Raw genomic sequence first — 14296 nt, 5'->3', positions numbered from 1 at the left:
CCTTAAATCCACTCGGATTTAAGGAATTATGCAGTAGGGGCAGCCTTGCCCACCGACGATCTTATGTCACGGTTTTGATCACGTCTTCCTTGCACCGGGCGCATTCACCATCAGGCAGAGGATCGTGTGAAGCACCTGGGCGGCAATTTGTGCCGTATTCGTCGTATGGTCATATTGCGGAGCGACCTCGACCACGTCGCCGCCAATGATGTTGAGGCCATTCAGGCCACGCAGGATCTGAAGCACTTCACGCGGCATGAGACCACCCACTTCGGGCGTCCCCGTTCCCGGCGCAAATCCCGGATCAACACTGTCGATATCGAACGAGACATAGGTTGGTCTATCCCCAACGATCTGCCGCGCCTTCTCGATAATCTCAGGCAGGCTCGCTTCGCCCACATCCTCGGCGTGAACAACCGTCATGCCACTCTCATAGGAGAACTCCCAGAGATATTCGGCCGGGCCGCGTATACCAATCTGGATCGTGCGCCGCGGATCCAGAACGCCGTCAAGGACGGCCAGACGGAAAGGGCCACCGTGTTGGAACTTCGTGCCTTCATAAGGACCGGCCGTATCACAATGGGCGTCGATATGGATGAGACCCACCGGCTCCTTTTCACCAAGCGCTTTGAGAATCGACGAGGTGATGGAATGGTCACCGCCCACGCTCAGAGGCCTCACACCGGCTGCGACCAGCCTCCGGTAGAAGGACTCGATATCATCATGGCATTTCGCCAGATCGAAACGGCTCGTCAGCGGAACATCGCCGATATCCGCCACATTCGCCATGGTCAATGGCGAGGTCCGCAAAACATGATCATAAGGGCCGATGCGTTCAATCGTTCGCAGTGCGCGGGGGCCAAAGCGCGTCCCATTCCGGTTGGTCACGCCGAGATCCATGGGAACACCGATCAACGCGATATCCAGTCCACCAAAGTCGTCCGCATCCTGCGCATCCGTGAAGCTGCGGGCATCCAACAGCGTCGGGATCCCAGCAAAAGGCCACTTTCGTTTGTCACCGTCCTTGAATTGAGACTCAGCAACAGCACGAAAATCCGGATCAAAAATGTCTCCGCCAGACGCATTGGCGTATTTTTCTCGAAGTAACTCCAGGTGGGTCTTATCATCCATAAGCGTCGTTCTCCCTCATGTTGGCACAACAATACCAAGCTGAAATTTATAAGTGGTTCGAAATTTGCCGACGTGGTCGGGCTGATATTGTGATGTCGTCGCGATCCGCAATCCAGCAGCATCTATTGTCAGCAAGCACGCAACAAGAGGGAAAATAATGCAGCAGATTAAAAATGTTACAGCGCCGTGCACCACATAAGGCGCACGGCGCTGTAAAACGTTACAATTCTTTGTTTTAGAGTTTGTCAGGGAAAAGTGGAAGCCGGTTTTCCCGAATAGACAAACGAAAACACGGGAATCGAGAGTCTGTCTGGTTCAATTTGAACCTGACAGACTCTAATCAACGATCAGGCGCTCACGCTTTCTCAAGCTTGATGCTCGTCGCATCAGCCGTCAAATAGCCGACGGCTGCTCCAAAGCGGTCTTTGTAATTGGCCCGAACCAGCGGATCGAGCGTATCCTTCACCTTGGAATGGATCTTTTCCCAATCGCCCGGATGCTGGAAGTTGCTCATCACATAGGTCCAGCCATTGAGCTCGTCGATGGCATGCAGGCCGGTTGATTCCGCGCCAGCCGGCACCGACATGATGCGCGACAGCTCTTTGGTATCGACATTATAGGCCCACAGGAAGTTGTTCACATGCATGCCGCTGTCCTCGCCGATGAACAGCGTGCGCAGGCGCTCCGAGAACTTGATATTGTCCGGGTTGCCAATCTTGTCAGGATTGGCCGTGTTGCCGAGAGCGTCGGAGGCAATATCTTCACCGGTGAGCACAAAGTGGCTCTCGAATGGCACCCAATCGCTGGCGATTGCGGCACCGCCGCTATCCTTCTGGCCGCCAGCCATGGCGTGCGCAAGGATGCCACCGGCTTCAAGCGGCTTTTCAAAGCCGATGCCAGAGGTCTCGTACCAGCCCTTGCCGCCCTTTACCATGGAGTCCTTGATGTAGGAGATGGCTGAATAGGCGACCTTATCCTTCGCATTGACGGTCGTACCTTCCATTTTGGTAAATGCCAGGCTGCCGCCCATCAATGCTGCGTAGCGATGGGTTTCGAGGAAGGCTGCGGCCTTTTCCATGCCGGGCTTCAACTTCACCCAATGAAAGCCGCCGCTCATGGCGATCTTGGTAAAGCTCGCATCCTTGGGATCTTCCTTGGCGATCTCCATGATATCCTGCGGCTTCACAGTATCAGCGAGTTTCTCGATCTCGGCACTGGTGGCGTGGCCGAGCTTCACCCAGCTGATCTTGTCGGGCGATGCGGCCGTGTTGGTGGATAGCTTGCCGGCAAATTTGGCAACATAGAGTGTACCCGCCGAGAGATCGGCTTCCTTGTCGGCAACGAACATGAACAGGCCGCCATTGGTGGCGTCATCGCCCATCAGCAATGTGCGCTGGTCTGGCATGACCTGCACCAGTTCGTGCGAAATGCGGCCGATGCAGTAATGCTTGGTCAGCGTGCCAGTGCCGTCTGCGTTGACCTTGACTTCCGGCAGATGGCCGTAATGGTAAGGGTTTGCCGCCTTTTCGTCGCCAAACAGGTTTTTGCTAAAGCCCAGCAACTGCTTGTTCGAGGAGGCCGCGAATGCGTCGGGCTCATATTCCTCGCTCGACAGGTGGGTGTTCCAAGGTGAGAGGCTGGCACCGCAGGTGATCCACAGGCCATGGGCCTTGGCGGTATCAACATTGTGGTATTTTACCAAAGTGAGCTTACCCGTGGCCGGATCCTGGTCGAGCGTCAGCACCGCAATCGGCGAAGGCATGCGGCCATAGGTATCGTCACCCTTCTGATCGCGCGACATATATTCAAATTGAACGACAGCGAAGACGGCATCGCCCTTCACGCCATCAACCTTGGCCCCAGAGATCGGTGCCAGCAGCGAGGTGCCGTCAGGACAGTCAGAAAAGAACTGGCGTTCCTTGCCAGGCACAGAGGTATCGATGATTGGCTTGTTGTGAATGTCGTAATAACCACCGGCGAGAATCTGGCCGCCCTTGCCATCCGGCACCATATCGCCTGTTATGAAGAAGGGTTCATAGGACAGTTTGAAGGCCTGGCTGGTGCCGTCGGCGAGCTTGACCGTCAGTTCAGAACCAACCGTGGTGGTGGCCATCGCAGCCGGATCGCTCAGCGAGGGTGCCGCCATGGAGCTGAAGGTTGCAGATGCGAAACCCGCTGGCGCGGCCGCAGCGTCGCGCGCTGCCCCAAGCGCCAGAAGCGAGCTGGCCGCGGAAGTGCCAAGTGGCAGCATCGGCACGCTGGCAAGAAACTTAAGTGCCTGACGGCGCGATGCATTTGTCGTATTGAACATGGTCCACTCTCCGGTTTTGTTCCGGGTCACTCCCCCGGTGACGACAGGGCCTGTTGATAGCAACGGCCCGCCCTACATCTTGACCGGGTAACATGATCATAAGACACTTTGATGAAACAACGAGCGGGTCTAAAAGCGCCGCGCCGAGTCCACTTTTCCCTGACAAACTCTAGAAGGTCGCTGGCGTGTTGATCCAGATGAGCGTGGTCGGCCCATCATAATTGTTGCGCCATGAATGCAGCCGCGTACTCTCAAAATAAAAGCTGTCGCCCACACGTAGTGTATGAAACTGATCGCCATCGAGAATGACGTCCAGGCCACCGGCCAGAACGTGGATAAATTCCTCGCCTTCGTGCTGGTAGGCACCCTCACTGGAGGCTCCCGGCGCAAGATCGAAGCGATGGCACTCCATCTGATTGTTGCCGTCGGCAAGCACATGGATGGTCACGCCCGAGGCCGTGGTTGGCCATGTCGTCCATTGCCCGTCTCGAACCAGAGAGGCTCCCTTTCGTGATTTTCCCTGTCCGCTCAAGGTCGCAATGGTGGTGCCTAGATGCCGGGCAACGTTGTGCAGTGCTGTAACCGAAATGCCCTGCGAGGTGCGCTCAAACGTCGACAACATCGACACCGTTGTGCCCGTTGCCCGCGCAACGGTCTCCAGCGTCAGCCCCGCTTCCTTTCGCAGATGCCTGACCTTCATGCCGATTGAGATATCGCCAGCCTCGCGCCCCTCTTCCGCGCTCTCCTCTGCACGGTCAGCGGCATCATCCACCATCAATGCCTGTTTGATCGCAGCCGGATTGAGGCCTTTTTCACTTCGAAGCCAACTGATTGTCTTCAGCCGCTCAACCAGTGCAGCATCATAAAGTCTTTGGCCGGACGGCGTGCGCAGAGGATCGACAAGCCCCTGTTGCTCCCACAGGCGGAGCGTGGACGGCGAGACACCGGCCATGCGGGCTGCTTCGGCAATTTTAAGGTGGTTGAGGTCCATAAACCGCGCTTTTGAGAATGCTCTGCTGGCAGCCTTATAATTGTAAAAAGGCCCGTTGCAAAGCTACAGAAAAAATGTAGAGAATATTCACAAGCGAAAACGCTGGGAACAACAAGCCGCAGGGGATGTCATCATCATGCAGAATCAGGAAATTGCCGCACGCCGCTCTGACGCCATTTCACGCGGTGTCGGCGTCACCACGCAGGTTTATGCCGACAAGGCCCAGAATGCGGAAATCTGGGACGTCGAAGGTCGCCGCTACATTGATTTTGCAGCCGGGATTGCCGTGGTCAACACTGGCCATCGTCACCCCAAGGTCATCGCCGCCGTGAAAGATCAGCTCGATCATTTCACCCACACCTGCCATCAGGTCGTGCCTTACGAGAACTATGTGCGGCTTGCTGAGCGCCTCAACACGCTCGTTCCCGGCGATTTCAAGAAGAAGACGATTTTTGTCACCACAGGTGCCGAGGCTGTCGAAAATGCCGTCAAGATTGCCCGGGCAGCCACCAATCGTTCTGCCGTCATCGCCTTCACGGGCGCGTTCCACGGCCGCACCTTTATGGGCATGGCGCTGACGGGTAAGGTTGTGCCCTACAAGACCGGCTTCGGCCCCATGATGGCGGATGTTTTCCATGTGCCCTTCCCGATCGAGCTGCATGGCCAGAGCATGGAGGATTCGCTTGCCGTTCTCGACAAGATGTTCAAGGCCGATGTTGACCCCAGCCGGGTTGCTGCCTTTATCGTTGAGCCTGTTCAGGGCGAAGGCGGTTTCTATGAAGTGCCGCGCGCCTTCATGCAAAAGCTGCGGGAAATTGCCGACAAACATGGTATTCTGCTGATTGCAGACGAGGTGCAGACCGGCTTTGCCCGCACCGGCAAATTGTTTGCCATGGAGCATTATGGTGTTGTCGCCGATCTGACCACGATGGCCAAAGGCCTGGGCGGCGGTTTCCCGATTGCAGCGGTTACTGGCCGCGCAGACATTATGGACGCTCCCGGCCCCGGCGGCCTGGGTGGCACCTATGGCGGCAATCCGATTGGCATTGCGGCTGGCAATGCCGTTCTGGACGTGATTGAGGAAGAAGGTCTCAACGAGCGCGCAGCGACGCTCGGCAACCGCCTGAAACAGAAGCTGCAATCGCTCCGCGACGCCGTTCCGCAGATTGCTGATATTCGTGGTCCGGGCTTTATGAACGCGGTGGAGTTCAACCTTCCGGGAACAAAAACCCCCAATGCCGACTTTACCAACAAGGTGCGTGAGCGCGCGCTGCAAAAAGGTCTCATTCTGCTGACCTGCGGCGTCTATGGAAATGTCATCCGTTTCCTCGCTCCACTCACCATCGAGGATGGCGTTTTTAACGAAGCGCTCTCCATTCTCGAAACCACATTGCGTGAATGCGCCTCGGAGGCTTGATCAATGACCATTTCGGAAACACTCCTCTCCAAGCTGAAGGACCCGTCCCTCGCCATAGATAAGGCGTTGATTGCCGGAACCTGGCTTGCCGCGAGCGAGAGCGGCAAGACATTTGATGTCACCAATCCATCGACGGGCGATGTTGTTGCCACCCTGCCGGATATGGGGCGCAGCGAGACTGCCCGCGCCATTGATGCAGCCTATAAGGCGCAAAAGCTCTGGGCGGCCAAAACCGGCAAGGAACGCGCAGGCGTCTTGCGCAAGCTGTTTGATCTTCTGGTGGCCAATGCCGATGATCTTGCCACAATCCTGACCATGGAAATGGGCAAGCCTCTGGCAGAAGCCAAAGGCGAGATTCTTTACGGTGCCTCCTACATTGAGTGGTTCGGCGAAGAGGCAAAGCGCGTCTATGGGGACACCATCCCCGGCCACCAGCAAGACAAGCGTATCATTGTCATCAAGCAGCCGGTCGGGGTTGTCGCGTCCATTACGCCATGGAATTTTCCAAATGCAATGCTGGCCCGCAAATTCGCGCCAGCGATTGCTGCCGGTTGCTCCATGGTGTCCAAGCCAGCCGCCGAAACACCGCTTTCGGCGCTTGCACTCGCCGCATTGGCGGAACGCGCCGGATTACCAGCCGGCCTGTTCAATGTCATTCTCTCCACGGATTCCGCCTCCATCGGCAAGGAATTCACTGAAAACAACAAGGTGCGCAAGCTGACATTCACGGGCTCGACCAATGTTGGCAAGATCCTGATGCAGCAAGGTGCAGCGCAGATCATGAAGCTCGGTCTGGAACTGGGCGGCAATGCACCTTTCATCGTGTTTGATGATGCCGATATTGATGCTGCCGTCGAAGGGGCGATGGTGTCGAAATATCGCAACAATGGACAGACCTGCGTTTGCGCCAATCGCCTTTACATCCAGTCCGGCGTCTACGATGCCTTTGCGGAAAAGCTGTCGGAAAAAGTCTCTGCAATGAAGGTCGGCGACGGCTTTGAGGCGGGCGTCAATGCTGGACCGCTGATTACCACAAAAGCCTTGGAAAAGGTGCAGGAGCATATTTCTGATGCCGTTTCCAAAGGCGCATCCATTGCACTGGGCGGAAAGCAGGATGAGCGCGGCGGTCTTTTCTTCCAGCCGACCGTTTTGACCGGCGTGACCAAAGACATGGCTGTTGCCCGCGAAGAAACCTTCGGTCCTGTTGCGCCGCTGTTCAAGTTTGAAACGGAAGAAGAAGTGGTCGAAATGGCCAACAATACCGAATTTGGCCTCGCGTCCTATTTCTACTCTAAGGATATGTCCAAGATCTTCCGTGTTGCCGAGGCATTGGAATATGGCATGGTTGGTATCAATACCGGCCTGATTTCCACCGAAGTCGCCCCGTTTGGCGGCATCAAGCAATCCGGCCAAGGCCGTGAAGGCTCCAAATACGGTATCGAAGACTATGTGGAGATCAAATATCTCTGCCTGAGCATTTAGGCCCCATATAAAAAGCGTGAGTCATGTGACCTGCCACTGACCGTTCATGCAGCGGCGATAGGCCCGGCAAAATCTGCCGGGTTTCTGTTTCGGAAAGATCAGAGCTTCCCCACATTGTTATAATCCCCGGCTGCACTCTACTGCATAATTCCTTAAATCGGAGTCGATTTACAGCGCCGTGCGCCATAATTGGTGAGAGGCGCTGTAAAGCCTGTCGATGATCAGGACGCGCGGCGAATGACCGTCCTTTCAAGAGCTTTCACATCAGACGGTTGGCGGCCTTTATGGATTTAAAGGCTTTGAGTTTACCGTGCCGTTCGGCTCACAAACCATCCAGAAATCCAAGATAAGGCCAAAGTTCGTCATTGTCCTAGTTGGGTTCGCCTTTCTCCAAGTATTCCATTTTTTTTGCCGATAAACATGATTAAAATAGTCACCTTTAATCATGCCTCAATCATCACCGTGACAGACGCGCCGATGTTGAGGTCACATGAATTATGCATTTGACGAAGAAATGGCGCATGACAGAACAAGCTTCAACAATTTCAAAAAACGGCAAGCTCTATGCAATTCTCGGCGGGTTGTATCTCGCGCAGGGCATTCCAAACTATCTTTTGCTGGTCGCTCTGCCGCCATTGATGCGTGAAAGCGGTGCGTCCCGCACTGCCATTGGGCTGTTTTCGCTGCTGATGTTGCCGCTGGTTCTCAAGTTTGCGATTGCACCCTTGATTGACCGCACGGCACTCTGGCCACGCATGGGGCATCGGCGAGGCTGGATCATTCCAACCCAACTTCTCGTGAGTGCCGGTATTGCCTCAATGGCCTTTGTTGAGCCGCAACAGGCGGGTTGGCTGTTTGCCATCTGCTTTGCGATCACGCTGCTGTCGTCCATGCAGGATATTGCCACCGACGGCTATGCGGTACGCCATCTGACGATCAAATCACGGCCGATCGGCAATGCGGTGCAAGCCGCGTCAGTCGCTCTCGGGGTGATTATCGGCGGCACGCTGGCGCTTGTGCTGTTTCACCAAATTGGCTGGCGTCCCACAATTTTGCTGGTTGCCAGCCTCTCCTTGCTGCCACTGCTTGCCACGATCTGGATGACGGATGAACGCGAACCCTCGCTCGAGAAAACCCAGACGAAACCCGCCAGTCTGCTTGGTTTCTTCCGCAAGCCTCATGCCTGGATGATTTTTGGTTTCGCATTGACCTATCGCGCCAGCGAAGGATTGGTGCGCGGCATGGAAGGCCCCTATCTCGTTGATATCAAAGTACCAACGGCGTGGATCGGTTATCTGTCGGGCAGTGCCGCTGCAACGGCAGGGCTGCTGGGAGCGGCCCTTGCCGCTCTGCTTATTCGCAAAGCAGGCCTGACAAAAACACTGGTGCTGCTGGGTGGGTTGCGCAGCCTTTGCTTTTTGGCATTTACCCTCAATGCGTTTGGAATTTTTCCGGGCATTGCGGTCGCCCTGTCTGCGTCGGCGTTTCAAACCCTGATCCGCTACATGGAACTGGTGGCGATCTATTCTTTCTTCATGGCCTCGTCCTCTGACGATCAGCCGGGAACCGATTTCACCATTCTCACCTGCGCAGAATTGGTGATCTATCTGGTGGGAGCCGCTGTTGCGGGCTGGCTCGCTGACCATTTCGGCTATGCGGCGCTGTTTTCTCTGGCCACCGTCATCTCTGTGTTCGGCATCGGCCTGTCACTCTGGATGCTGGAAAAAATCAAGGGCGCATCAAAGCTTAAGCACGCTGTTGCCTGACAAAACATACTTCAGAAAATCTCAAAGGAGTCGAACTCATGGATGCTTCTACCCTTTCCCAAAACGATTTTTATCTTGATCGCCAAGCCCGTCGCGAATCCAACGCTCGCAGCTATCCAAGGCGTTTTCCCGTGGCGTTAAAATCCGCATCCGGTTGCACGGTGACGGATGTGGACGGTCGCACCTATATCGATTGCCTTGCCGGGGCGGGAACCCTTGCGCTTGGACACAATCACCCGGAGGTGGTTGCAGCGCTGCAAGCGGTGCTGACATCTGGCCTGCCACTTCACACGCTGGATCTCAGCACACCCGTCAAGGATCAGTTCGTCTCTGATATTTTTGACACCTTGCCCGCAGGCTTGCACAATCAGGCAAAAATCCAGTTTTGCTCGCCAAGTGGCTCGGATGCGGTTGAGGCCGCCATCAAGCTTGCCAAGACGGCCACCGGGCGCACCGATGTCATTGCGTTCAGCGGTGCTTATCACGGCATGTCGCAAGGCGCGCTATCGCTGATGGGATCGCTCGGGCCAAAAGCTGCCGTTGGCCAATTGGTGCCGGGTGCGCATTTCTTCCCCTATCCCTACAGCTATCGTTGCCCCTTTGGTCGCGGCGGCGAAGAGACGGGCCTTCTGGCGGCAGAGCATTTTGAACGCGCCTTAAAAGACCCCGAAGGCGGCATCAATCTGCCCGCCGCCGTCATTCTGGAAGCCGTTCAGGGCGAAGGCGGCGTGATCCCGGCACCTGCCGCGTGGCTAAAGGCTATCCGGCGCGTCACCCGTGAACTGGGTATCCCGCTGATCCTGGATGAAGTTCAAAGTGGCGTTGGCCGCACCGGCACCTTCTATGCTTTTGAAAAAGCGGGTATTGTGCCCGATATTCTGGTGCTGTCCAAAGCCATTGGCGGTGGCCTGCCGCTGGCGGTTACGATCTATCATCAGGAACTTGATCTGTGGAAACCCGGTGCCCATGCGGGCACGTTCCGTGGCAATCAATTGGCGATGGCCGCTGGCTCCAAGACATTGGAGATCATCAAGCGGGATGGACTGGTTGAGCGTGCAGCACGTGCTGGCAAGAGACTGCGCGCAAATCTTGAACAGATCGCAGCATCGACATCTTACATTGGTGAAGTGCGCGGCGAAGGGTTGATGCTGGGCGTTGAAGTGGTTGATCCGAGGGGAGCCTATGACGGTCTGGGTCATCCGCCGCATGGGCATGATATTGCCAAAACCATCCAGAATGACGTGTTCCGGGCCGGGCTCATCATGGAAACCGGCGGGCGATACGGCAGTGTGCTGCGTCTTCTGCCGCCGCTGGTGATCTCGGATACCGAAATTGATCAGGTCTCCGCCATCATCGGTGCGGCTTTTGACCGCCTTGAACGAAAGGCGGCCTGATCATGAGTGTCGTTGCCTTTCACACCGTAGCCCAAGATCAATCTGACCCGATTCTTGGCAATAGCGAAGCCTCGCGCCAAGCCTATCGGCAAGCGATGATGCAGGCGATCCATCTGGTGGCTCCGCAGACACCCTTCACGCAGGGTGCCTATTCCGGGGCCGGTGCAAGTGCGTTGCAGAAGCTTTTGGACGGGCTTGACCCGTGCCCGAAAGTTGGAACCGGCGTTGCAGCAGCACTTGCGGATATTGGCAAGCCAGCGGTAGACCATGCGCTTGCGGTGGGTGATCCATCATCCATGGCGCATCTGCATTGCCCGGTTGCCATTCCGGCGCTTGCGGCGGAGGTGCTGATTTCGGCCACCAATCAATCGCTTGATTCCTGGGACCAATCGCCTTTTGCCACCATGGTGGAAGAGCATGTGCTGACATATTTGACCAGCCTTGCAGGTCTGCCAGCGACGGCAAGCGGCAATTTCACCAGTGGCGGCAGCCAATCCAACATGACGGCGCTGCATCTGGCCGCCGAGCAATGCGGCGAACACGCCAGATCATCGGGGGTTATTTTCACTTCCGATCAGGCGCACTTCAGCATCTCTAAAAGTGCTGCCATTCTTGGCTTTTCAAAAGATGCCGTGGTGAAAATTCCAACCGATGCTGAAGGCCGTATGCGACCGGAGGCGCTTGAAACGGCGATAAAACAGGCCAAACACCAGAGCCGCCCTTTGGTCGCCGTGGCTGCCACGGCGGGGACAACCGATCTTGGTGCCATTGATCCGCTGGAAGATATTGCGAAGATCGCTGACTCTGAAGGCATCTGGTTGCATGTCGATGCCGCCTATGGCGGTGGCCTGCTGTTTTCGCGCCACCGCGCGCGGTTAAACGGGCTGGAAAAGGCGCGTTCCATCGCACTTGATTTCCATAAAATGCTGTTTCAGCCCATCAGTTGCGGTGCGCTGTTGCTCGCCAATGCTGCGGATTTTGCACCGCTGGCAACAAAGGCTGATTATCTCAACCCCGAAGACGCGGTTTTTGCGGATGCGCCCAATCTGGTGGAACGCTCCTTTCAAACCACGCGCCGAAGCGATGCGTTGAAAGTTCTGATGACCCTGCGCGCCCTTGGCCGCGACGGGCTGGATGCGCTCATTCAGCAAACCTTGGACAACACGCAGGCCGCAGCCAAGGCCATTGAGGCCCACCCGGATTTGCAACTGGCGCGGCAGCCATCGCTTTCTACGGTTCTGTTTCGCTATGTCTCACCAAATGGTGCCGAGCGTGCAGATGCCATTACCCTCAAGGTGCGCGCATCCCTGTTTTTGAAAGGAACAGCCGCAGTTGCCACAACCGTTCTGGACGGGCGCATCCACTTCAAGCTCACCCTTTTAAACCCGCGATCAACGCCAGACGTTGTCACACACGTTCTCGACGCGATTGGCAATGCGGCCCGCGAATTGGAGACTGATCATGCACGCGCATAATGCCGCTACCCTTGCCTTACGCTCTCTGCTGAATTGCGTTGCCCGCGAATATGATGAGCGGGTGGAATGGGCAGAGCAACATGGGCAAATGCAGCTCATCCTGACGTTTCCGCAGCCGGGCGGACAGCTGAACGTGCCGGTTATCTATCGTTCAGCCACAGGCCATCATCTGTTTGGAGAGCCGTTAACTCTTTCCGAGGCAGGCACAAACAAACAGCTCGACCCGAAAGAGGCGCTCGATGTCATTATCAACCGTCTGGAGCCATCAACCGAGGGAGAGGAAGGCCGCGCCGACCTGCTGAAGCGGGCTCATTTCAGCCGTGCGCTGATTGAGTCGGCGTTAAATGCGCGTGAACACGATCTCGCTGATCTTGCCGGTGAAAACACCACCTTCATTGCCGCCGAACAAGGGCTGATTGCCGGCCACGGCATTCATCCTTGCCCGAAAAGCCGCGAAGGCATGACCGATGACGAAGGGCGGCGCTATTCGCCGGAATTTGCCGCAGCCTTTCCGCTACGTTGGTTTGCGGTGGATCGAGGTGTGTTTCACACCGGCCACTCAGCCGGCTCACCCTCGGCTGAAGACTGGATTGCAGCGGCTTTTGGCCACGATCTGGATGCGATTAAAAAGCGCCTGCCTGCCGGTGGTTTTGCTTTGCTGCCCGTTCATCCGTGGCAGGCAGACCACATGTTGCGCGATCCAACAGTGGCCAACCTTGTGGCAGATGGCCGGCTGATCGATTGCGGTGAAGCCGGAAAGCCGTGGTTTCCGACCTCATCGGTACGAACCCTATATCGGCCAGATGCGCCGTTCATGCTGAAAATGTCGCTGGGCGTTGGCATTACCAATTCGGTGCGCGTCAATCTGGCCCGCGAATTGTTGCGCGGCGATGATATGTATCGTTTTCGCGGCCATGCCTTGTGGCGGGATTTTTCAAGCCAGTATCCCGGCCTGAATTTCGTGCCCGATCCGGCCTATATGGGCGTTATTGTCGATGGGGTGGTGATTGATGGTCTCTCCCTCTCCATGCGTGAAAATCCGTTTTGCGGCGATGATGCCAGCCGGAATGTTTCGTTGCTTGCCGCCTTGTGCGAGCATTTGCCAGAGCGTGGCAGCCGGTTGGGCGCTTTGATCCGCAATCGTGCAGCAATGGAAAACCGCAGCTTCCCGGCGGTTGCGACCGATTGGTTCGCGCGATTCTTGCGCATTTTCGTCCGTCCGGTTTTTGGTCTTTATCTGCGCCACGGTCTTGCCATGGAGGCCCATCAGCAAAACATCGTCATCGAGATCGAAGAGGGTTATCCCAAGGCGATTTTCTATCGCGACAATCAAGGCTTTTTCCATCACCACCGCGCCCATCAGGCGATGGTCGATGCCCTGCCCGGCTTCGGAGAAGCCAGTGAATCGGTGTTTGAAGAGGATGCTGTGGATGAGCGGGTGATCTATTACGGCTTCATCAATTCCGTGCTCGGCATGATTGGTGCTCTCGGACGTGAGGGCCTGGTGGATGAAGATGCTCTCCTCGTCATGCTGCGCAAGGAGCTGGTGGATCTGGACAAACAGGAGGGAGCCGATTGCGCGCTGGTGCGCAAAATGCTGGCCCCAACGCTCCAGTGCAAGGCCAATCTCAGAACCCGGCTGGCCCGCATGGATGAGCTGGTTGGCCCGCTTGAAACGCAATCGGTCTATCTGGAGATCACCAATCCCGTCTCATTGAGCGAAAAGGCGATGGCCTATGCTTGATCTCGCCAAACAGCAGGCATCATTTGCCTATTCGCGTTTCGATCCCGACATCAAGCGGACAATCAGCTTTCGACTTTTGGAAAAAGACCGAGATCTGGAGCTGCTGTGGCGCTGGATGAACCAGCCGCATGTGGTGCCGCAATGGAAAATGGCCAAGCCCATCGAAGACATTGCCAAGTACATTGATATCAATCTCAGTGACCCGCATCAGGACCCCTATATCGGCTTCATTGACGACACGCCGATGAGCTATTGGGAGGCCTATTGGGCCAAGGATGACATTCTCGGCCAGCACTATCCGGCACAGGAAAAGGATAGAGGCTGGCACATGCTGGTGGGCGAGCCTGATTTTTTCGGGCGCGGCCATGCGCCTGCGATCATTCGGGCCTTCACGCGCTTTTTGTTTCTCGATGATCCGGCCACCATGAAGGTGGTTGGTGAGCCAAGCGTGGAAGCCAAGCGGCTGCTGCGCTACGCGCCGGTCTGCGCCTTTGAAGAACAGGGGGAAATCGACCTTCCCGACAAGCGGGCAAAGCTGATGTTTTGCCACCGCGACCGTTTCACCCAACAATTTGGATTATAATC

Annotated in this window: 10 protein-coding genes; 7 read left to right on the top strand and 3 right to left on the bottom strand. The window is 56.3% G+C overall.

Annotated features, from left to right (window positions below; genetic code table 11):
- Positions 1-78: 78 nt before the first annotated feature.
- The 3 genes from speB to E6C51_RS12065 form a co-directional block, all read right to left on the bottom strand.
- Positions 79-1131 carry an agmatinase gene (speB, locus tag E6C51_RS12075; protein ID WP_190236135.1) on the bottom strand — a complete coding sequence of 351 codons (1053 nt, stop codon included), beginning with the start codon at positions 1129-1131 and terminating at the stop codon, positions 79-81.
- Between the two features lie 355 nt (positions 1132-1486).
- Positions 1487-3442: a PhoX family protein gene (locus E6C51_RS12070; protein ID WP_190236134.1), complete on the bottom strand. Its 1956-nt coding sequence runs from the start codon at positions 3440-3442 to the stop codon at positions 1487-1489.
- Positions 3443-3611: 169 nt separating this feature from the next.
- On the bottom strand, positions 3612-4433 hold the full coding sequence (locus tag E6C51_RS12065; protein WP_190236133.1) for a MerR family transcriptional regulator: 822 nt from the start codon (positions 4431-4433) through the stop codon (positions 3612-3614).
- Between the two features lie 136 nt (positions 4434-4569).
- On the opposite strand from E6C51_RS12065, the gene E6C51_RS12060 reads away from it, so the two are divergent.
- From E6C51_RS12060 to E6C51_RS12030, 7 genes are all read left to right on the top strand, one after another.
- The gene (locus E6C51_RS12060) at positions 4570-5850 is read left to right on the top strand and encodes a 4-aminobutyrate--2-oxoglutarate transaminase (RefSeq protein WP_190236132.1); all 1281 of its coding nucleotides are present in this window, start codon (positions 4570-4572) and stop codon (positions 5848-5850) included.
- A gap of 3 nt (positions 5851-5853) precedes the next feature.
- Positions 5854-7332, top strand: coding sequence for an NAD-dependent succinate-semialdehyde dehydrogenase (locus E6C51_RS12055; protein ID WP_190236131.1), 1479 nt, complete (start codon positions 5854-5856; stop codon positions 7330-7332).
- 521 nt (positions 7333-7853) lie between these two features.
- A complete protein-coding gene (locus E6C51_RS12050; protein WP_230987245.1) occupies positions 7854-9098 on the top strand; it encodes a RhtX/FptX family siderophore transporter in 1245 nt (414 codons plus the stop codon).
- Positions 9095-10492, top strand: coding sequence for a diaminobutyrate--2-oxoglutarate transaminase (gene rhbA / locus E6C51_RS12045; RefSeq protein ID WP_269141828.1), 1398 nt, complete (start codon positions 9095-9097; stop codon positions 10490-10492). The genes E6C51_RS12050 and rhbA overlap by 4 nt, the downstream gene beginning before the upstream one ends.
- 2 nt (positions 10493-10494) lie before the next feature.
- Positions 10495-11967, top strand: a complete 1473-nt coding sequence (locus tag E6C51_RS12040) for a pyridoxal phosphate-dependent decarboxylase family protein (RefSeq protein ID WP_190236128.1) — start codon at positions 10495-10497, stop codon at positions 11965-11967.
- A complete protein-coding gene (locus tag E6C51_RS12035) occupies positions 11954-13711 on the top strand; it encodes an IucA/IucC family protein (RefSeq protein ID WP_190236127.1) in 1758 nt (585 codons plus the stop codon). The genes E6C51_RS12040 and E6C51_RS12035 overlap by 14 nt, the downstream gene beginning before the upstream one ends.
- Positions 13704-14294, top strand: coding sequence for a GNAT family N-acetyltransferase (locus tag E6C51_RS12030; RefSeq protein ID WP_190236126.1), 591 nt, complete (start codon positions 13704-13706; stop codon positions 14292-14294). Before E6C51_RS12035 ends, E6C51_RS12030 begins: the two co-directional genes overlap by 8 nt.
- Positions 14295-14296 lie beyond the last annotated feature (2 nt).

The organism is Gillisella terrae (assembly GCF_004801395.1).
GTDB classification, from domain to species: domain Bacteria; phylum Pseudomonadota; class Alphaproteobacteria; order Rhizobiales; family Rhizobiaceae; genus Allorhizobium; species Allorhizobium terrae.
This window is presented reverse-complemented; position numbering and strand designations above follow the sequence as displayed.